The following is a 19672-nucleotide window of genomic DNA, read 5'->3' as shown; positions in this document are numbered from 1 at the left end:
TAAATACGGATTTAAAGCCCTCGACTGCATGGTCGGGGGCTCTTTTTTTTCGCTTAATTTTTTACATTTGGGGCATGACTAAGTTTTCTGAATTTCCGTATGTAGCTGACCGCTTTAATGCAGTCCGTAGAGAAACTGTACAGGTTCGTGTTGGCGATGCATTGATTGGGGGCGGTGCCCCCATTTTAGTTCAGTCCATGACAACCACCAAGCCCAAGGACGTGGAAAAGACCGTCCAGGAAACTTTGGATCTTGCCAAGGTGGGCTGCGGTCTTGTCCGTATTACTACTCCCACTTTTGCAGACGCAGCTGGCTTGGAAGAAGTCATGAAGCGTATCCGCGCCGCTGGTTGCAAGGTTCCGGTTTCCGCCGACATCCACTTCCAGCCTAAGGCCGCTTTCGAAGCCCTTAAGTGGGTTGAAAAGGTTCGCATCAATCCGGGTAACTTCGTGGATACTGGTATCCTGACCCTGGAACAGCAGACCGATGCTATGTTTGACGAAGGCAAGGAAAAGGTTGCCGAACAGTTTACGCCTTTCGTTCAGGAAGCAAAGCGCCTGGGTCGTGTGATCCGTATTGGCGTGAACCACGGTTCTCTTTCTGCCCGTATGATTTACCGCTATGGCGACACCGTGGAAGGCATGGTGGAAAGTGCCATTGAATACTTGGCTGTTTGCGAAGCTGAACATTTTGACCAGGTGGTCCTCAGCCTTAAGTCCAGCAATCCTCGTGTGGCAATTGCAGCCTATCGTATGCTTGCAGCCCGCATTAAGCAGGAAGGCTTTAAGCCCTATCCGTTCCACGTTGGTGTGACGGAAGCTGGTGCCGGTGCGGATGGACGTATGAAGTCCGCTGCTGGTATTGGTGCTCTCCTTCTGGATGGCCTTGCTGATACGATTCGCGTTTCCTTGACCGAAGATCCTGTGGCCGAAGTTCCTGTGGCTCATGAATTGATCAAGGCCTGTGCTCTGCCTTCTGCTCCTGTAAGCTATGCAGTGCCCGTTCTTGAAAAGGACCCGTATCACTATGAACGTCGTGAAACCACTCCCGTTGTCTTGAATGGTGTAGAAATTGGCGGTGCACGTCCGGTGATGGTTGGCGTTCGCGCAAGTGCCGCAAGCATTGAAGGTGCGAGCCGCGGTCCTGAATTTGCAGTGGCAAGCCTTGGCGATAAGCCTGTGGTTGCTTTCGATGACGCCATGGATATTGCGGGCTTTGCTGCTAACCCCATTTCCGTCCCGGAAGGATCCATCTTCTGCTATACCGGTGAGAATATGGTGGCTGGCGTTCGTGCTATGGCTTCTGCTTTGGAGGCTGCAGGTCGTAAGGATCCCATTTTGCTTTATGCCAACATCGGTAGCACCGAAAAGGACATGCTCCGCGTTTCCGCTGATATCGGTAGTTTGGTGACCGATGGTATTGGTGATGCTGTCTGCATCGAAGGTTACAAGAGCCCCAAGGAATCTGTGGAACTGGCTTTCGATATTCTCCAGGCTGCCTACTGCCGTCGCAGTAAGACCAACTTCATCAGCTGCCCCAGCTGCGGCCGTACTTTGTACAACATCCAGGAAGTGATGGGTAAAATCAAGGCTCGCTTTGGTCACCTGAAGGATTTGTCCATCGGCATTATGGGCTGTATCGTGAATGGTCCGGGCGAAATGGCTGATGCAGACTTTGGTTATGTGGGTGGTGGCCCTGGCCGCATTACCCTGTTCGAAGGCAAGACCGCTGTTAAGAAGAACATCCCTGAAGAAGACGCTATCGAAGAATTGGTTGCTCTCATCAAGGATCGTGGTCGCTGGGTAGAACCGTAGGCTTTGTGCGGAACAAAAAGATTTTGGAAATAAAACTCAAATAAAGGAATAAATCATGGCAACTATTAAGACTATGAACAACATCTCCAAGAAGGGCCTTAGCCTGTTTGGAGCATACTATCAGGTTTCTGATACCATCGAAAATCCGGATGCAATCCTGGTCCGTTCCGCTCAGGTGGATACTGACAACTTCGATGGCCTTCTGGCTGTAGCTCGTGCAGGCGCTGGTGTGAACAACATCACCATCGACAAGGCTTCCGCTAAGGGTGTTTGCGTGTTCAATACTCCGGGTGCCAATGCTAACGCTGTTGCAGAACTGGTCATGACCGTTCTCGGTATGGCTGTTCGTAACGTTGGTCAGGCTGCAAACTGGGTCAAGGCTCTGGACATCAACGATCCGGATATGGCTAAGACTGTTGAAAGCGGCAAGAAGAAGTTTGCTGGTTCCGAACTGGCTGGCAAGACTCTCGGCGTTATCGGCCTTGGCAAGATCGGCGTTCTGGTTGCTAACTATGCTCGTTGGAAGAACATGCGCGTTATCGCTTACGAACCGTATCCTAACGCTCTCAACATGCACGAACTTTCCAACAAGGTTGAAATTGCTGATCTCGACACCGTGATCGCAAACTCCGACTTCCTCACCGTTCACGTTCCGTTCATCAAGGGTGTTACTGAAAACCTCCTGAACCGCAAGAACTTGGCTAACTTCAAGGGTACTCATATCCTTAACTTCGCTCGTAACGGTCTGGTTGAAATGGACCCGATTTACGAAATGCTGGACAACGGTACTCTCCAGGGTTACCTCAGCGACTTCCCGGATGCAAAGCAGATCCAGCACGACAAGATCCAGTGCTTCCCGCACCTGGGCGCTTCTACCGAAGAAGCTGAAGAAAACTGCGCAGTGATGGCTGTTGAAGAACTGAAGGACTACATCGAATTCGGTTGCGTCCGTAATTCCGTGAACTTCCCGGCTCTGAACGACAAGCCCCACATGGGCATCAAGACCCGCGTTGTGGTGATCAACCAGGACGTTCCCAACATGATCGCTGAAATCACCAAGGTGTTCGGTGCAGAAAACATCAACATTGCTTCCTTCTCCAACAAGAGCAACGGCAAGATTGGTTACAACCTGATCGACATCGAATCCACCATCGACGACTCCATCAAGGACAAGCTTGCCCAGCTGGACAAGGTCGTTAAGGTCCGCGTGATTCACTTTTAACCGCGCTGATCGTTCGTTAGATAAGTAACCTCCGGTCATCAGCGCTATGCTGGGGATAGGAGAGCGTTCTTTCAGGATGATTCAAAGGAAAAAAGCTCGACGAATTATTTCGTTGGGCTTTTTTTTATATCTTTCGTTAAAACAACTGAGGTATTCATGAAACCAAATCTTGCTCTTTTGATTCTCTCTTGGCAGGTGGCTTGCCTTTTCCATGAAACGGAAACCGAAAAGCTTTTGCCGGGATCAGCCAGTGCAACGGAAGCCGAAAGCGATGAACTGGACAAGATTCATGACGAACTGACCCCGGATGTGGACTGGGACGATTTTAACATGGTGTATGGAGGTTTCTCCAATGCCAAGGCTCGTACAGACGCTTGCATTGCAGCTCTTAAGAATGAGTCCGCTGAATTCAAGAGCAAGGTTTTGGAAGCCATGCTCCGAGTAGCTGCCGCTTCTAAGGAAGATGATAATGAAACCAATATCTCTCCCGAGGAAATGAGCTTTGTCCAGCAGGTAAAGGCTGCTCTTATCGGATAGTTTTTTCAAATACTGGATATGAAAAAGCCTCGCAGTTCAACTGCGAGGCTTTTTCCGTTTTGACGGGCTCAATTAGCGCAATACAATGTCGCCGTTTGCAACCAGCTTGTCGCGAAGCTTGTTGTGTGCCTTGCTGACTTCGTCGTCGGTCAAGGTGCGATCCATTGCCTGGTAGACAAGGCCGTAAACCATGTTCTTCTTACCGGCTTCGATCTTGTCGCCTTCGTAAATGCTCTTGAGAGTGATCTTTGCAAGATTCTTGGGGTTGAGTCCCTTAATGCGTGCAACGATTTCTTCGTGAGTCATTCCCTTTGCCACTTCAATGGAAATGTCGCGGGTAGAAGGAACCTGACGGCTGAATGCCTGGAAGATAATCTTCTTCTGGCTTGCCACAATCATCTTGTCCAGGTCAGCTTCCATGACGTAGGTTTCGTAACCGATGTCAAAGGACTTTGCTACAGACGGGTGGAGAGCACCCATGGTGCCAAGAACGGTCTTGCCGCAGACGATTTCGGTCTGCTTGCCCGGATGCATAAAGGCTTCCAGCTTTTCGGGAACGCGGAATTCAACCACAACGCCGCAGCGCTTGAAGAAGGACTGAACCAAACCCTTGAAGGCGGTGAAGTCAATCTGTGCGGGCTTGTCGTTCAGCGGGTTTGCATCAAATGCACCAGCAACCACCAGGGCAATCAGGTTGGATTCATCAAAGCCGTTGTCGCGGACGTCAGCACGTTCACGCTTGAACTGACCCTTAGCTACTTCGAACAAGCGAACGGAACCCGGACGGTTCTTTTCGTTTTCGGCAACGTTCTTCAGCAGGTTGGGCAAAAGGCTGGTGGGAACAACGCCCAGTTCTTCGGACAGGGGGTTCAGGAGGGCTGCCGGCTTGGAACGGCGGTCATCAGATTCTGCGCCAAAGAGAGCTTCCGTGCGAGCCTTGCTGGTAAAGCGCAGGTTCAAACATTCATGGAGACCCATAGCAGAAAGGGTTCTGCGGATCTTGCGGTTCATCACTTCCACAGCCGGGAGTTCGTTGGGCTGCATGGTGAACTTGGGCATGGTGTAGGGGATGTTGTCGAAGCCCACGAGGCGTGCCACTTCTTCAATCAGGTCCACTTCACGTTCCAGGTCCGGACGGTTGCCCGGAATTTCGAAGGTCATGGTTTCGCCATTCTCTGCAGAGAGCTTCAGGTTGATGCCGGTGAGGAGGCTCTTGATCTGTTCGGCAGGAACTTCCATGCCGATGATCTTTGCGACGCGGCTAACGCGGAGGTCTACCTTCAGCAATTCCTTCTGGTGGTCTTCGCCGGTGTATTCCACGCAGCCCTTTAGAACCTTGCCGCCAGCCACTTCCTGGATCATGGCGCAAGCGTACTTGCTGTATTCGTCCTGGGTAGTGGTGTCGATGCCACGTTCGAAACGGTAGCTGGAATCAGAACCGATGCCAAGGCGCTTGGCCTGCTTACGAACGATGGTGGGGTTGAAGTAGGCGCTTTCCAAGAGAACGTTCTTGGTGGAGTCCACAATTTCGGATTCTACACCACCCATGGTGCCAGCCACAGCTACGGGACGGTCGCCGTCGCAGATAACCAGTTCGGCTTCGGTCAGTTCGTGGTCAGTGTGGTCGATGGTCTGGATCTTTTCGCCCTTCACAGCGCGGCGAACCTTGATCATGGAACCCTTCAGCTGGTCCATATCGAAGCTATGGAGAGGCTGACCCACGTCCATGAGGATGAAGTTGGTGATGTCCACAACGTTGTTGATGGAGTTCATGCCAACGGTGTGCAAAAGCTTGGCGAGCCAGCTGGGGCTCTGCTTGACTTCTACGCCCTTGATGACGCGAGCAGTGTAGCGGGAGCAACCGCAGCCGGGAACAACTTCGACGGTAGCGGCGGTGCTTGCGGCCTCGGCTTCTTCCACCAGGTTGTAGGTGAGAGGCTTCAGGGGGCGGTTAAACTTGGCTGCCAGTTCGCGGGCAACACCGCGATGGCAAAGTGCGTCCGGACGGTTGGGGGTGACGTTCAGTTCGAAGCAAACATCGTACAGGCCCAGGCTTACGAAAGGAGTGCCGGCGGGAATGGAATCATCCAGAACCATGATGCCACCGTGGTCGTCAGAAAGGCCGATTTCGTCTTCGGCGCAAATCATACCGAAGCTTTCCACGCCGCGGATCTTGGACTTCTTCATCTTGAGGACGGTGCCGTCGCTCATGGGAAGTTCTGCACCGATGGGAGCGAGACAGACGGTCTGGCCTGCAGCAACGTTAGGTGCGCCGCAAACCACTTGGACAACTTCCTTACCGTTATCGACTGTAGTGATGTGGAGATGATCGCTATCCGGATGGTTTTCGCAGGTGAGGACCTTTGCCACCACCAGCTTGTCATATACCTTACCCGGTTCTTCAATGCCTTCCACTTCCAAACCGATGGAAGTCAATGCCTTTTCGATATCTGCCACAGATTCAGGCAGATCCACATGACGCTTCAGCCAACTTAAAGAGACTTTCATTTTTTGTCCTTTTTTTAAAACCGAGGTAAAGTTAGAAACTTTGAAAAAATTTATCTTTTAGTTAATGAAAACCACACCTAGAATTGCTATAGATGCCCGCATGGTGCACAAGTCCGGTATTGGAACTTGCATCCAGCATTGGCTTAAGGATGTGGGCTATAGCATCGCCTTAGGTGACCCGAAGGAACTGGAGGAATACAAGGATTGTTTCCAGACCCAGATACCCTTCATCAGTAGCATTTACGGCTACAAGGAACAGCTGAAATTCCCTTACAGGAAACTGAAGAAATCCGCTCCCGATGTGTTGCATGTGCCTCATTGCAATATTCCCTTGCTTTATCGCGGGAAAATGATGGCCACCATTCATGACTTGACTCATTTGGTGTATCCGGAATTTCTTCCCATGAAGCTGGTGCATTGGTATTTCAAGTTTATTTTCTGGTTCGTCTGCAAGCGTGCGGATCGAATCAACGTAGTTTCTGAAAGCACCAAAAAAGACTTGCTTCGTTTCTACAAGGTAAATCCCGACAAGATTACCGTAACGCCCCTGGGCGTTGGCAAGGAATTCGTCAAGAAGTCTAAGCCTGAGATAGAATACCTTTATGAAAAGTACAGCATTCCTAGGGATAAGAAGATTATACTCTACGTAGGGAATTTGCTTCCTCATAAGAATCTAAATGGGCTATTGAAAGGCTTTGCCCAGATGAAGGACCGTGAGGATTGCAGAATCGTCATGGTGGGAAAAGCATTTGATGGACGAACCACTCAGACCATCGAATCTGAACTTGGTATAGAACACTTGCTGATTCGCGCCGGAATGGTCAGCCAGGAAGACCTGGTGAACTTCTACAATCTGGCGGATTTATTCGTGCTGCCCTCTCTTTATGAAGGCTTTGGCCTGCCTATTCTGGAAGCGTTTGCCTGTGGCACGCCGGTGGCTTGCTCCAATACTTCCTCCATGCCGGAAGTGGGCGGTCAGCTGGCCACTTATTTCGACCCGCAAAATCCGGAAAGTATTGCCCATGCTTTGGAACAGTCCATCCATCGCAAGGGAACTCAGGACGCTGAAATTGAAGCCTGGGTGAGCCGTTTCTCTTGGGAAAACTGCTCCAGGAAAATTCGCGAAATCGCAGAAAGCCTTTGCGCAGAAAAGTAGGGTAGAAGATGAACGCCAGGGTGAAAAAGTTTCTTTCCACTTTCCTGAAAGTCGCCATCAGTTTGGGCGGCTTGGGCTATATCTTCTATAAGGTCCCCTTCGGTGAAGTCAGCAGTCACTGGACCTCTACAGCCCTCCCTTGGGTGGGCGTCATTTTGCTCTGCACCGTGTTCAGCATGACTATTCAAGCGAACCGTTGGCGTGGCCTGCTTTTGGACGAAGGCAAGAAGGTTCCCTTCAAGACTTTTTATGCCTATATCGCCTTAGGTTACTTCTTTAACAATCTCCTTCCCAGCGGTTTCGGGGGAGACGCGGTAAAGACCATTGCCTTCGGAAAAAAGTTTGGCAATACCGCAAATTCTGTAGCTGCAGTGGCAATCTCCCGAGTGATGGGATTGATAGCCATGTTCATTTGCTTCTTTATCATGCTGCCTTTTGTTATTACGCGTCTGGATATTCCAGCGGTTTATACAGGAGCTGTATGTGGAGTGGCTCTCCTGAGCGTCTTGATTATTGTTGCAGGACTCTTTTCGGATAAATTAAAGTTGCCGGGGGCATTGACCCGTCGGGTGCCATTCCTCCTGAAACTTCAGGATGCCTTCTCCATCTATCGAGGCTACAAGAAAGCGTTCCTTATGTCGGGAGTAGATTCCATCTGGCTCCAGATTTCTTCCATCCTGATTCATTATTCTTATTTCCAGGCGGTAGGTGTTCCTGTGGATCTTGCCACCATTACGGTGTTCATGACCATCACCATTACCATTACCATGTTGCCTATCTCCATAAATGGCATAGGGTTACGTGAGAATCTGAACGTTAGTCTCTTTACGGGACTGCTTGGAATCCCTGCGGATATCGTACTGGCTGCCGCTCTCATTGGGTATATTCCCATGCTTTTCCAGGCTGCCCAGGGTGCCGTCGTTCTTGCTCGCTATAAATCGACTAGATCCTAGCCCCTATTCCCTAGATCCTAAAATTTGACAAATTGAAAAGGTGTGGTGATATAGCTATAGACCATCATCTTTTTTTCATTTTTTAAATTTGAACTATGGCTTTTGTACACCTTCAGACTCATTCCGAATTTTCTGTATTGCAGGCTTCTGCCCGTCTTGATGACATTCTAGCGGCTGCTGCCGATAACAATGCTCCTGCAATTGCGCTGACTGACCATGGTGCTATGTTTGGCATCCTTGAATTCCAGACCCGCGGCCAGGGCCTCAACAAGAAACGCAAGGAAAAGGGCCTGCCGCCTCTGAAGACTGTTTACGGCTGTCACGTTTATATTGACACCCCCAGCGCTACCAGCAAGGATCCGATCTCTTACGAGCGATTGACCCTTCTGGTGGAAAATGAAGTGGGCTATTACAACCTGCTCCGTATTGTCAGTTACCGTTACGAAGATGGAGAACGCTGGGCTGAAATTCCTTCTGTGCCTCTGGATACCGTGGCTCAGTTTAAGGATGGTATCATCGCCATTGCAGGTGATTTCTTCAGTAAATATGGTCAAAGTGTGGCCGCCGGAAGAAATACGGTAGCTCGTGAGTACATGGATCGTCTGGACAAGATTTTCGATCACGATCATCTGTATATTTCCGTCTGTGATAATGATGTGCCTCAGCAGAATCTGCTGAACGATTTTAACGTACAGTTGGCTAATGAATTGGGCCGTGAAATCGTTGCTGTAGGAGATGTTCATTACATCAAGAAGTCAGATGCCCAGTCCCATAAGATTCTTCGCTGCATTGCCGTGAAGGAAACCTTAAATGGCTTCGTGGATAAGCGTTTCCCCTCCGAAGGTTTTTACTTCCGTTCCGAAGAAGAAATGGTGGCGAAGTTTGGTCATATTCCCGGAGCCATCGAAAATACGGTTAAGATTGCTGAACGCTGTAGCTATACGGTGAAAACCGGTATCGGTGATGAATTCTGGCCTCGTTTCGCCATTCCCAAGGACTTCCTGGAAGGTGAAGAATACCAGAAGATTAAAGCCATCATGAAGGCTGAATATGATGCGGAATACCCGGTGGTGAAAGAACGTGAACTGGGTGGCGTCATCAAGGATAAGAAGAAAAAGCTTCAGGCCCAGATGTGTGCCGATAAAGGCATTGAACCGGATGCCCTCACCGATGAAGACAAGGCTGAAATTGACCGCCTGGCGTCTCCCGAACTCTTTGATGAAAACGACCAGAAGGCTTGGGAAAAGGCGGTCCATCGCTGGTGTAAGCCGGGTTCTGATTCCGATATCTATATCATCCACCTTTGTAACGACTTCCTGAAGTGGCGCTTCCCCGAGGAAAATTTCAAGTTCCCTGAACATGAAACCGACGTGGGCAAGCGCATGTACAAGGAGCTGAACTGTATCCGTAATATGAACGTTGCGGGTTATCTGCTCATTGTGTGGGACTTCATTAACTGGGCTCGTAACAATGGTATTCCCGTGGGACCGGGACGTGGTTCTGCTGCTGGTTCTTTGGTTACCTACATCATTGGTATTACGGACATTGACCCGCTCAAGTTTGACTTGCTTTTCGAACGATTCCTGAATCCGGAACGTGTGTCCATGCCTGATATTGATACTGACTTTGCGGATAGAGACCGCGGTCGTGTGATTGATTATGTGACGCAAAAATACGGCAAGGAATGCGTGGGCCAGATCATTACCTACGGCATGTTGAAATCCAAGGCGGTCATTACGGACGTGGCTCGTGTGCTTGGCATTCCTCCTGGCGAAGCCAAGATGATCACTAAGTTGTTCCCCCAGCGTACGCTGAACTTCAGTTTGAAGCAGGCTTGGACTGGTAAGGATAAGAAGGGTAACAACCTGGAAGATGGTTACAGCCCGGAACCTTTGCAGGCAATGATTAATTCCCGAGCCATGTATCAGACTCTTTGGGATACAGCCTTGACTCTGGAAGATTTGCCCCGCCAGACGGGCGTTCATGCTTGTGGTGTGGTTATTACGCCGACTCCCATTTACAATCTGGCTCCCTTGTACCGTGCCGCTCCGGAAGATACCCCGGTGGTGATGTACGACAAGCATTACGCAGAAGACATTGGCCTTCTGAAGATGGACTTCCTGGGTCTTATCAACTTGTCCATCATTCAGGATACGGTTCGAATGGTAAAGCAGAATCGTCAGATTGATGTGGATATGGCCCACATTCCTCTGGATGACGCGGAAACCTTTGGACTTTTAAGTAAGGGCATGACCACCACGGTGTTCCAGTTCGAATCTCCGGGTATGCAGAAGTACCTCCGCGAACTGAAACCGTCTCGAATTACGGACTTGATCGCTATGAACGCCCTGTACCGTCCGGGCCCTATCGATCAGATTCCTCACTTTATTGCCCGTAAGCTGGGTACCGAAGAAGTGGACTGCTACCATCCGGACCTGGAACAGGTGCTGGGTGAAACTTACGGTGTGATTGTGTATCAGGAACAGGTGATGAAACTTGCTCAGATTCTGGGTGGTTATTCTCTGGGTGGTGCTGATAACATTCGTCGTATTATGGCTAAGAAGATGCCGGAAAAGATGGAAAAGCTTACTCCGGAATTCTTTGCCAAGTGTGAAGCTCGCGGCTACTCTCACGACCTAATCAAGAAGGTGTGGGATGCGGTGCTTCCCTTCTGCGGATACGCATTTAACAAGAGTCACGCTGCAGCTTACGCATACGTTGCTTACCAGACCGCTTACCTGAAGACTCACTACGGTCCTGAATATATGGCCGCTTCCATGACTTCCAAGATGGGAAAGACGGAAGATATCGTGACCATCATTCTGGAATGTAAGCGCCTGAATATACCTGTTCTTTCTCCCAACATTAACGCCTCCCTGGGTGTGTTCTCCGCTACCAAGGATCACAAGATTCTCTTTGGTCTTGCGGGTATCCGCGGTGTGGGCCTTGGGGTTGTGGAAGACATTATTGCAGAACGTGAACGTCGTGGAAAGTTCAAGGATCTTTTTGATTTCACCAAGCGTGTGGCTGAATACCAGGGTGAACAGAAGGAAAAACGCGCCCCCATGAATAAGCGCTTTGTGGAAAGCTTGATCATGGCTGGTGCCTTGGATGAATTCCCGGGAAGTCGCGCTTCCTTGATGGCTTCCGTGGATAAGGCTCTCACTGTGGCCGCCCGCTTCCAGGAGGATAAGGACCGCGGCCAAATGTCCCTCTTTGATATGGGCGGTGCCGCTCCTGCCATGGACTCCGACGCAGAAACGCTGGAAGAAGCGGAAGAATGGACTACCATGGAAATGCTGGGTAAGGAAAAGGACATCCTTGGCCTGTTCCTGTCGGGCCATCCTCTGGATGCTTTCCGCCCGGAACTTCAGGGCTTTACGTCCTGCAGCCTTGCTATTGAAGAACTGGCTGGCAGAGCCGATAGTGGCGACCCGATTATTGTAGGTGGCGTGGTCACTAAGGTTCGTTCTCTGGAAACCAAGCGCGGTGACAACATCGGCGTGGGTTCCATTCAGGACTTCCAGGGAGAACTGGAAATCTTCTTCAAGAAGGACGTGTGGGAAAAGTTCCGCGATACCATCTCTCAGGATGACCAGGTTCTTGTAAAGGGCATGCTGGAGCACAAGCGCGATAGCGATGAAGTTCAGCTGGTGGTGATGGAAGTAATCCAGTTGGATCGAGTCCGTTCCGATATGGTTTCCTTCATTCATATGAACATTTTCTCCAATTCCTTTGATGATGAATTTATGGAGAAACTGCAGAATCTTCTGAATGAGAACAGCCCCTACGACGAAATGCAGAAGGGCTGTAATCTGGTGCTTCATGTGGAAGCGGATTCCGGCTTTATTCATGTGCTGAACCTGAAGAAAAATAAGGTGGTGTACACACCTGAATTGCTTCAGAGCCTGCGAAATGAATTGGGCGCAACTAAGGTTTGGGTCTCCAACCGTGAAAAGCGGTAAACCATACATCCTTTTTTGTGCAGGTGAAGATTCCGGGGATTGCCTTGGCGAATCCCTTGTGACGTCAGCCCATCAAATCCTCCAGGACCGTCTAGATCTTGTGGGCGCTGGTGGTGGTCGCATGGCTACAGCGGGCCTTAAGCCTGTGGTGGATTACGATGTGTTGCCCGTTTCTGGCTTTGGTGACGTCCTTCCTAAATATTTCAAGCTGAAAAAGAACTATAAAGTTTTGGCCGAGGCATTGGCGAATCCTTTGTGCATGGGCCTTGTTGCCATCGACTATCCCGGTTACAATATGAAGCTTACGATTTTGGCCAACAGGCTAAATAAGCCAGTATTGTATGTGGCTCCTCCACAGGCTTGGGCTTGGAAAGCAAAGCGGGTGAAAAAACTTACGAATCCGCAGAACAGACTTGCCTTGTTCTTTGACTTCGAGGAAAAACCTTACCGAGACGCAGGTTGCAATATGGTCAGAATGCAACATCCCTTGGTAAACGTTGCAGAAAAATTCGTCCCTCCTCAGAATGTACCTGTAAAGAAATCCGTTTTGCTGCTTCCTGGTAGTAGAGCTAGTCAAGCTCACAGGAACATGAATCTGTTTCTAGATTGTGCCCAGCGCCTTCGCGATGAAATTAGCGGGGAATATTCCTTGACGGATTTGCCCGATGTGGTTGTTCTCGCTTCTAGAGAATCGTTGCAGGACCGTTTCCAGAAGGAACTGGAGCGCAAATTCCGAGGAAATGTTCCCGCCTGGATTCGGGTAGAACTTTCCCCCAAGTCGGCTCTTGAAAGATTTAATCGCTATAGAATGGCAACGATGGTCTTGACCACTCCGGGAACCTCTACCCTGGAGCTAGCTCTTTCCGGAAGCCGCTGCGTGGTCTGCACCTGTCCGGATTGTCTTACTTATGCCATCGGTAAACGTCTGGTGAAAACCAACTGGTTCTCTCTCCCGAATTTAATTCTCGGGAAGGAAATCTATCCGGAATTCATCCTCTGGAATCGCGGGCGGAAATCCATCGGGAATGTGGCTAATGCCCTTCTTGAAAACGTCAAGAGCCCGCTGGATGTTTCCGATGTAAATCAGCTTAAAGCTAAACTGAACGTGGGGAAGGATTCCCACCAGTTAATGTCTGAATTTCTTGCTCAGTTCCTCTAGGGTCAATCGCATCAGCGTGGGGTGACCATAGGGAGATTTCAAGGGGTCTTCTGTAATCATGAGCTGGCCAACCAGCGTGGCCATTTCCTCGGGCTTCAGCTGATCACCAGCCTGGTAAGCGTTGGTCTTTGCCCATGCCTTGGCGATAATGTCCTGGACCTTGACCATATCCCCACCATCGTTTCCGTCAGTACCAATACTTTCAAGGAAATCCTTGACCGCCTTGACCGCACGAGAAAGGGGAAGTGCGCTAGGGATAGCTCGGATTTGGTAAGTGTCCCCGCCAAAAGGCTCGATGAAGAAGCCTAATCGCTTAAACTGGTCTTCAACAGAATGAAGGACGCCTGCTTCCAGCTTTGTCAATTCCATCATTTCGGGGAAGAGCAATTCTTGACTGTCTAGGGCGTTGCCATTCCGAAGCGTCTCCAGAGCCTGCTCGTAAAGAATTCGGGAATGAGCTGCGTGCTGGTCAATAATCAAGAGACCATTAACGTCTTCCCCTGCAATGTAGGTTCTTGCAATCTGGAAAAATGTCGGAGGAATCCAGGCTGGTTCCTGAACTGGTGCCGCTTTCTGTTCCCCTTCCAGAGAAATGATTTTTCCCGCTTCCGGCTGGCTGAATAAATCCTGAGCCAGATCGTTTTCAGGCCTTCTAGAAACCGGCTTCTTCGGTGCAGTCCACGGGGTAGTGGACATTACAGGAGCTCCGCCATTCCACTCTTGTGTGGGGACTGGTATTTCGGAAGTTTCCTTGGAGAAACTTGGCATGACCGGTGCCATTGGTGACACAAATGGATTGTAGTCACCTGCGGAACGTGTATCGCTCAAATTATTTACGGGATTATTTATGGGAGGTTCGTTCCCTCCGGCCAATTCATCGCTCAAGTCAATGAAGGGTGCGTTTCCTTCCAGATCGGCGCGGAAAGTTTCACGAATGGCGTGAAGAACTACCGTAAAAATCAGGTTGCCGTTGGCGAAACGAACTTCTCGCTTTGCGGGATGGACGTTCACGTCAAATTCCACATCGGGCATGTCCAGGAACAAGACGGAAACGGGCTTGCATTGAGCGCCGTAAGGTTCGTAGGACTGAGTCACCGCACGGCTTACCATCTTATTTTCGATGGGACGGTTTCGAATGTACAGAAATTGATGGTTGCGTTTGCCGTTGGTCTCTGTTGTGGGGGAGATAAAGCCGGAAACATGAATTCCTGCTTCCGTATAATCTACAGGTAGGAGCACTTTGGCGATTTTGGAACCGATGGCTTCTGCAAGTCGGCTACGCAATTCTCCGGGAACGCCTGTAAATACGGTCTTGTCATTTACTTTGTAATCAAAACGGATTTCAGGATGGGCAATTGCGGTTTTTAGAATAACATCAAAAATTCGAGTGCCTTCTGCAGTTTCGCTACTCAGGAAGGTCCTGCGAACAGGCGTGTTGTAAAAAAGGTCTTCCACCAGAAAGGTGGTTCCGCGACTTGCTTGCACATCCTGCTTTTCTATGACGTTTCCGCCGTGGATGATGATGCGGCCGCTTTCTCCATCGTCGGTTGCGCTGGTAATGGTCAGCTTCGATACTGCTGCGATGGATGCTACGGCTTCCCCGCGGAATCCGTTTGTCTGTAAGTGAAATAAATCGTCGGCATTGAACAGCTTGGACGTTGTATGTCGCAGATAACATAAGTCTAAATCCGCGGCACCCATGCCTTTTCCGTTGTCTGTAACCTGGATTTTCTTTTTGCCGCCCTGTTCAATGGATACTTGGATGCGGGTGGCTCCAGCATCAATTGCGTTTTCGATAAGTTCTTTTACAGCGGAACAGGGGCGTTCAATAACTTCCCCTGCGGCTATTTTATTGATAACTTCATCGGATAAAACGTGAATTTCTGCTGATTTCATGGGCAAAATATAGACAATTTGTTTACACCCAAAAGAAAAAAATGCTACTTTTATTGTAACCGGAAGGTTGGGTTGTTCATCAAACCTATTGGTATAATTTGAGGTGTTAAAAGTGTTATCAAATCTCTTTCTGCAGTTAACTCATATTGAATTGCTGATTTCTTACCCTGTTAAGGATATCCTTACCTTGGTAAAGCGTGACTCCCGATTCAACATCAAGCTGTTGAACGACCTCTACTTTGAAGATTCCGTCGTAGACGAAAGTGCCCACCGCCTTGTGATGAACTGCGTGGTGAACTGGCTGTATGATCGCGGCGAAAATCCGGATGCCTTTGTTCAGCGTATCATTGATCGCTGTGCCGCTTTCGAAGCTATTCCTGCTCGTAGCGTGCTTCGCTCCTACCTTCCCTACATCTCCCAGTTCTATGCAACTGAGGATGTTCGCCAGCTTTGCCTGGACATTATCCCCAAGCGTTATCCGCTTCTCAACAACCCCAAGTTCCTGAAGCGTGAACTGGTTGGCGAAAATCGCCAGGAATACTTTACTTTCCGTTTTGATTCTCCGGGTGTTTTGGTTACCAACCCCATGCGTTGGTTCATCGGCCTGGTTCAGGTGGGCCCGATTCTTCTGAATACTCCGGCCTACGAACATATCTCCTTCCGCGCTGCTCAGACCTCCTTTATCGAAGCTCTGGAAAACCGCGTGAATGCAGAAATGCGTGAAGATGGTTTCATCTACGTAAATAGCCGCCAGGTGGGTCGCTATTCTACCTTCGGCGACTGCCTGTCCGAGTTCGGTGTGGAATGGGACGTTGAAGCCGAAAAGAAGATGGCTTGTATCAAGGCTCTGGAAGATGTGGTGGATGAAAAGACGGGTGCCGTTCTTATCCATAAGGGTTGCTACTACGGCGCACCGGCTAGCGTGGTCTACTTTGATTACAAAGCCAACGTGGTTGCACCGGAACCGTTCAACAAGCTCATGAGTGCTGTGGTGAAACAGGAATTCGATGCATGGGAACCCATCCAGAAGGCTCAGAACCAGCTCCTGGAAGCCATGAACGACTCTGTGAATATTGTTTACTACAAGAGCGATGACTCTATTTCTGTGAACAACAAACACTTGATGCGAAATGTTCCTGCTCGAATTTTAAGAAACTTGCTTCGTGAATATTCCGCTACTGGTCGTGAAGAATACGAAAACCGTGAATTCAAGCGCGATCCGTCTATTTGCATGGATCCGCTGCGTCCCAACTTCGAAAGCCGCTTAAACCGTGTGATCGCCCATATCAATGGCTCTGATGACCCGGAAAGACCTACCGAAGGTGTGAAGAAATTCTTCGAAATCGAACGTCATCGTCGCGGTGGTTTCCGTTTTGTTCCGAAGTGTAAGATTATTTTCCACGAAGAGTAAACTTTTGTAGATATAACTCCTAAATAACAAAAAGAAGCAATTAAAAATAAGTTTTTTGGTAGTTTCACTTTTGTTTTTAAAGGATATATTTCACAACGTGAACGATTGAAGGGTAAATCCTCAAACAACACTATCATTGCTCCCCTCCTGATAGGTTCAAGGTTCCACAAATCGCTCATATTTTCTCCTTCTTAGGAACGGGTCCCTCTTGAGGGGCCCGTTCTTTTTGTGGTCAGGGGCTCTGAAGTCGAGAATACCTTTTCTTTTTTGAATCGTTTTTCTGTAATGAATATATTTTGGGGCGTATAGGAGGCTTATATGCGTATTCTTTTGTTCGCGTTTCTTTTTGTTTCGCTGGTTTTTGCTCAAGAGCAGAATGCTATATGGGGTAATAGCGATACGGCGATCGTTTATCCTTCGATTCAAGATACTTTGACGGATGAGCAACTAGCTCAACTTCCTCCGATGGACTGGAGCGTTGATAGTACTGAAATTTACCATCAGCTAGTTTTGAAGGAAGAGTCTGAATCCCATTATGGCCAGAATGTTTTTGGAATCACAGTCGGAGGGCTCCTTACTGCTGCAGGCTCTTTTTATTTGGGTATCGGAATTTATTATGCCAATACAGGTTCAAATGGTATGGAAGCTGTTGTCGATGGCTTTTCTTCTGTAATGTGTACGATTATTTCAGTCCCGCTTTTGGCTGTTGGTCTTCCGATTCTAGGGTATAATATCTATTACCTAAACGATCATCGGGCTCATGCTCGGCAGCGAGATGAGTACTTGAAGGCGGAAAATGCCTACAACCGTCGTAGGGCTGCAGGAAATCCCAATGCGGTTAATATCAGTATCGTTCCTACCATTGATTATGCCCATGCTGGTGGTGGAATGAATTTGATGGTGACGTTCTAATTTGAGTTATATTTAACGCATCCTTATGAAGTTTGGTTGCGCAGTATTACTTGGAATTCTTTTGACTGTAGGGGTGATTTATTTCGCCTTTCCCAATTGGCGTCAAGAAGTTTCCATGGATCCTGCTGCCAAAAAGATGCTGGATACGGGCGTGGAAGCGGTGGGGGAGATTGCCCAGACCATTAGGGAGAAGGCTCCTTCTATTACGAAGGAGATGAAGGTTTTCTCTAGCGATGTCAAACGCTTCATTGAATACAATGGAGCCCGCTTTACAGAATTTGATATGGTGAACCAGTCTCCTTTACATCAGGAGGCTTTATCCCAGGTGAAATTAAAAGACCAGAACGTAAATGTCCGGCGGCTTAAACCGCAGATGGATACTGCCCTAGTAGAAGTGGTGAAGGTTTACTGGGAAGTTCTAGGGAATGACTTTGTTCCGGTGGTCACGAGCGGAAACGACCATTTTGGTCATAAGTGGAACTCCAAGCATTATCGCAATGCGGCGCTGGATTTCAGGTTGAAGGATGAACGGATTTCTAAGGAAAATCGCAAGTTGATTGTGAACAAGGTCCGTGCAAAGCTGGACAAGCGTTATGTTGTTCTGTATGAGTCCCCTGGAAAGGCTGCGGAACATCTCCACATTCAGTATAACGGTAAATAAGAAAAAGCCTCGGATTGACCCGAGGCTTCTTCAATTTTGGTTGGCTGTTTAATTAGCGCTTTCTTGCAGCCATCTCTTTCTTAAGAATATCCATGACAGGACCGATTTCGGCAGGTGCCTTGAAGATGGGGTTAGCGTACTTGCTGCAAATGCCTTCCAGCTTCTGTTCGTGGTAGCCCACCTTGAATTCGGTGAACTTCAGACCGTGAGCGGTGCTGATCACAACAACGTTTTCGTCCTTGTCGATCTTGCCTGCAGCGCAGAGCTTTTCGAGAGCGCCGAGGGCCACGCCAGTGTGGGGGCAGCAGTACAGACCGATGCGGTCGCCGCGGTGTGCTGCGTTTGCCAGTTCTTCTTCAGAAACGCTAACCACCATGCCGTTAGTCTTCTGGATGGCGCGAACTGCCTTGGGGTAGCTGACGGGGTTGCCGATCTGGATTGCAGATGCCAGAGTCTTCTTGGCCTGCATGGGAACCAGCTGGTCGAAGCCGCGTTCGTAAGCCTGGTAGAAGGGGTTTGCGTTTTCGGCCTGTGCCACGATAATGCGAGGAATGCGGTCGATGAGGCCCATGGCCTTGCAGTCTTCGAAACCCTTGGCCAGAGCAGAAACGTTACCCAGGTTGCCGCCCGGAATAATCACGGTGTCGGGAACCTTCCAACCCATTTCCTGGCAGATTTCCGGAGAGATGGTCTTCTGACCTTCCACGCGGAGGCTGTTCATGGAGTTGGCGAGATAAATGCGATTATCCTTGGTGACTTCCTGAACGATCTTCATGCAACCGTCAAAGTCGGTGTCCAGGGCCAGCACGATGCTGCCGTTAGAGATGGGCTGGATCAGCTGAGCAACGCTGGTCTTGCCGGCGGGCAGGAACACGATAGAAGGAATGCCTGCCTTGGCGCAGTATGCGGAAAGAGCTGCAGAAGTATCACCGGTAGAAGCGCAAGCAACGGCGTCAATCGGGTGAATGTTCTTCTTGATAATGTGGTTCACCTGGCTCACCAGAACGGTCATGCCCAGGTCCTTGAAAGAACCGGTGTGGGAGTTGCCGCAAAGCTTCACCTTCAGGCTCTTGATGCCCAGTTCCTTGGCGATGGGAGCTGCGTCAAACAGGGGGCTCCAACCTTCGCGCATGGTAACGATGTCTTCCACCGGCATGTCGGGGAGAACCATTTCGCGCTTGCTCCAGATACCACTCTGGTCAGCCGGTTCAAAGCTCATGCGGCGTTCGGCAAACAGCTTCTTCCATTCTTCGGGGCTGCGTTCAGCCAGGGCCTTGCGGTCGTGTTCCACTTCCAGCAGGCTGTTGTCGACTTTGGAACGGTAAATAACGTCGGTTACCGGGTAGGTATCGTCGCCGTTGATGTTTCTAAAATGAGCATTGAACTGAGTCATATTATCCTCTAAAATTTTACGGGCTGAAATTTAGAAAAAAACTAATTGTAGCTAGTAGAATTTTGACGGGTATAGGTGTTGTTTT

Annotated in this window: 13 protein-coding genes; 10 read left to right on the top strand and 3 right to left on the bottom strand. The window is 49.4% G+C overall.

All coding sequences use genetic code 11. The annotated features are described in order from the left end of the window. The first annotated feature begins 74 nt into the window (after nt 1-74). The 3 genes from ispG to BUB59_RS04910 all read left to right on the top strand — a co-directional run bounded on the left by ispG (nt 75) and on the right by BUB59_RS04910 (nt 3573). Entirely contained in the window at nt 75-1814 is a 1740-nt protein-coding gene (ispG, locus tag BUB59_RS04920; RefSeq protein WP_073226383.1) for a (E)-4-hydroxy-3-methylbut-2-enyl-diphosphate synthase, read from the top strand. 55 nt (nt 1815-1869) lie between these two features. Further along, on the top strand, nt 1870-3036 hold the full coding sequence (locus tag BUB59_RS04915) for a phosphoglycerate dehydrogenase (protein ID WP_073226380.1): 1167 nt from the start codon (nt 1870-1872) through the stop codon (nt 3034-3036). Between the two features lie 156 nt (nt 3037-3192). Then, on the top strand, nt 3193-3573 hold the full coding sequence (locus BUB59_RS04910) for a hypothetical protein (protein WP_073226377.1): 381 nt from the start codon (nt 3193-3195) through the stop codon (nt 3571-3573). Nucleotides 3574-3645: 72 nt separating this feature from the next. On the opposite strand, the gene pheT is transcribed toward BUB59_RS04910, so the two are convergent. Next, complete coding sequence (gene pheT, locus BUB59_RS04905; protein ID WP_073226375.1) at nt 3646-6081, bottom strand: phenylalanine--tRNA ligase subunit beta; 2436 nt, start codon at nt 6079-6081, stop codon at nt 3646-3648. 64 nt (nt 6082-6145) lie between these two features. Between pheT and BUB59_RS04900 the strand changes: the two genes are divergently transcribed. The 4 genes from BUB59_RS04900 (at nt 6146) to BUB59_RS04885 (ending at nt 13314) form a co-directional block, all read left to right on the top strand. After that, nucleotides 6146-7237 carry a glycosyltransferase family 4 protein gene (locus tag BUB59_RS04900; protein ID WP_083540176.1) on the top strand — a complete coding sequence of 364 codons (1092 nt, stop codon included), beginning with the start codon at nt 6146-6148 and terminating at the stop codon, nt 7235-7237. Between the two features lie 20 nt (nt 7238-7257). After that, complete coding sequence (locus BUB59_RS04895) at nt 7258-8190, top strand: lysylphosphatidylglycerol synthase transmembrane domain-containing protein (protein WP_234979942.1); 933 nt, start codon at nt 7258-7260, stop codon at nt 8188-8190. Between the two features lie 95 nt (nt 8191-8285). After that, nucleotides 8286-12155, top strand: a complete 3870-nt coding sequence (dnaE, locus tag BUB59_RS04890) for a DNA polymerase III subunit alpha (protein ID WP_073226366.1) — start codon at nt 8286-8288, stop codon at nt 12153-12155. Next, the gene (locus tag BUB59_RS04885) at nt 12142-13314 is read left to right on the top strand and encodes a glycosyltransferase family protein (protein ID WP_159433328.1); all 1173 of its coding nucleotides are present in this window, start codon (nt 12142-12144) and stop codon (nt 13312-13314) included. Before dnaE ends, BUB59_RS04885 begins: the two co-directional genes overlap by 14 nt. Here BUB59_RS04885 and mutL read toward each other — a convergent pair. Continuing rightward, nucleotides 13282-15210 (bottom strand): DNA mismatch repair endonuclease MutL, encoded by a 1929-nt coding sequence (gene mutL / locus BUB59_RS04880; protein WP_073226361.1) that lies wholly within the window; start codon nt 15208-15210, stop codon nt 13282-13284. The two genes, BUB59_RS04885 and mutL, sit on opposite strands and share 33 nt — an antisense overlap. Before the next feature lie 151 nt (nt 15211-15361). Here mutL and BUB59_RS04875 point away from each other — a divergent pair, with 151 nt between their 5' ends. From BUB59_RS04875 to BUB59_RS04865, 3 genes are all read left to right on the top strand, one after another. After that, nucleotides 15362-16621 carry a hypothetical protein gene (locus BUB59_RS04875; RefSeq protein WP_234979941.1) on the top strand — a complete coding sequence of 420 codons (1260 nt, stop codon included), beginning with the start codon at nt 15362-15364 and terminating at the stop codon, nt 16619-16621. A gap of 318 nt (nt 16622-16939) precedes the next feature. Continuing rightward, nucleotides 16940-17533 carry a hypothetical protein gene (locus tag BUB59_RS04870; RefSeq protein WP_073226356.1) on the top strand — a complete coding sequence of 198 codons (594 nt, stop codon included), beginning with the start codon at nt 16940-16942 and terminating at the stop codon, nt 17531-17533. A 25-nt stretch (nt 17534-17558) separates the two neighbouring features. Beyond that, a complete protein-coding gene (locus BUB59_RS04865) occupies nt 17559-18194 on the top strand; it encodes a hypothetical protein (RefSeq protein ID WP_143160230.1) in 636 nt (211 codons plus the stop codon). A gap of 52 nt (nt 18195-18246) precedes the next feature. Here the strand turns inward: BUB59_RS04865 and thrC are convergent, their stop codons facing one another. Next, nucleotides 18247-19587, bottom strand: a complete 1341-nt coding sequence (gene thrC, locus BUB59_RS04860; protein WP_073226351.1) for a threonine synthase — start codon at nt 19585-19587, stop codon at nt 18247-18249. Between the last annotated feature and the right edge of the window lie 85 nt (nt 19588-19672).

Source organism: Fibrobacter sp. UWEL (assembly GCF_900142535.1).
Classification (GTDB): domain Bacteria; phylum Fibrobacterota; class Fibrobacteria; order Fibrobacterales; family Fibrobacteraceae; genus Fibrobacter.
Note: the sequence above shows the minus strand (reverse complement) of the source record. Positions and strands in the feature narration are given on the sequence as shown.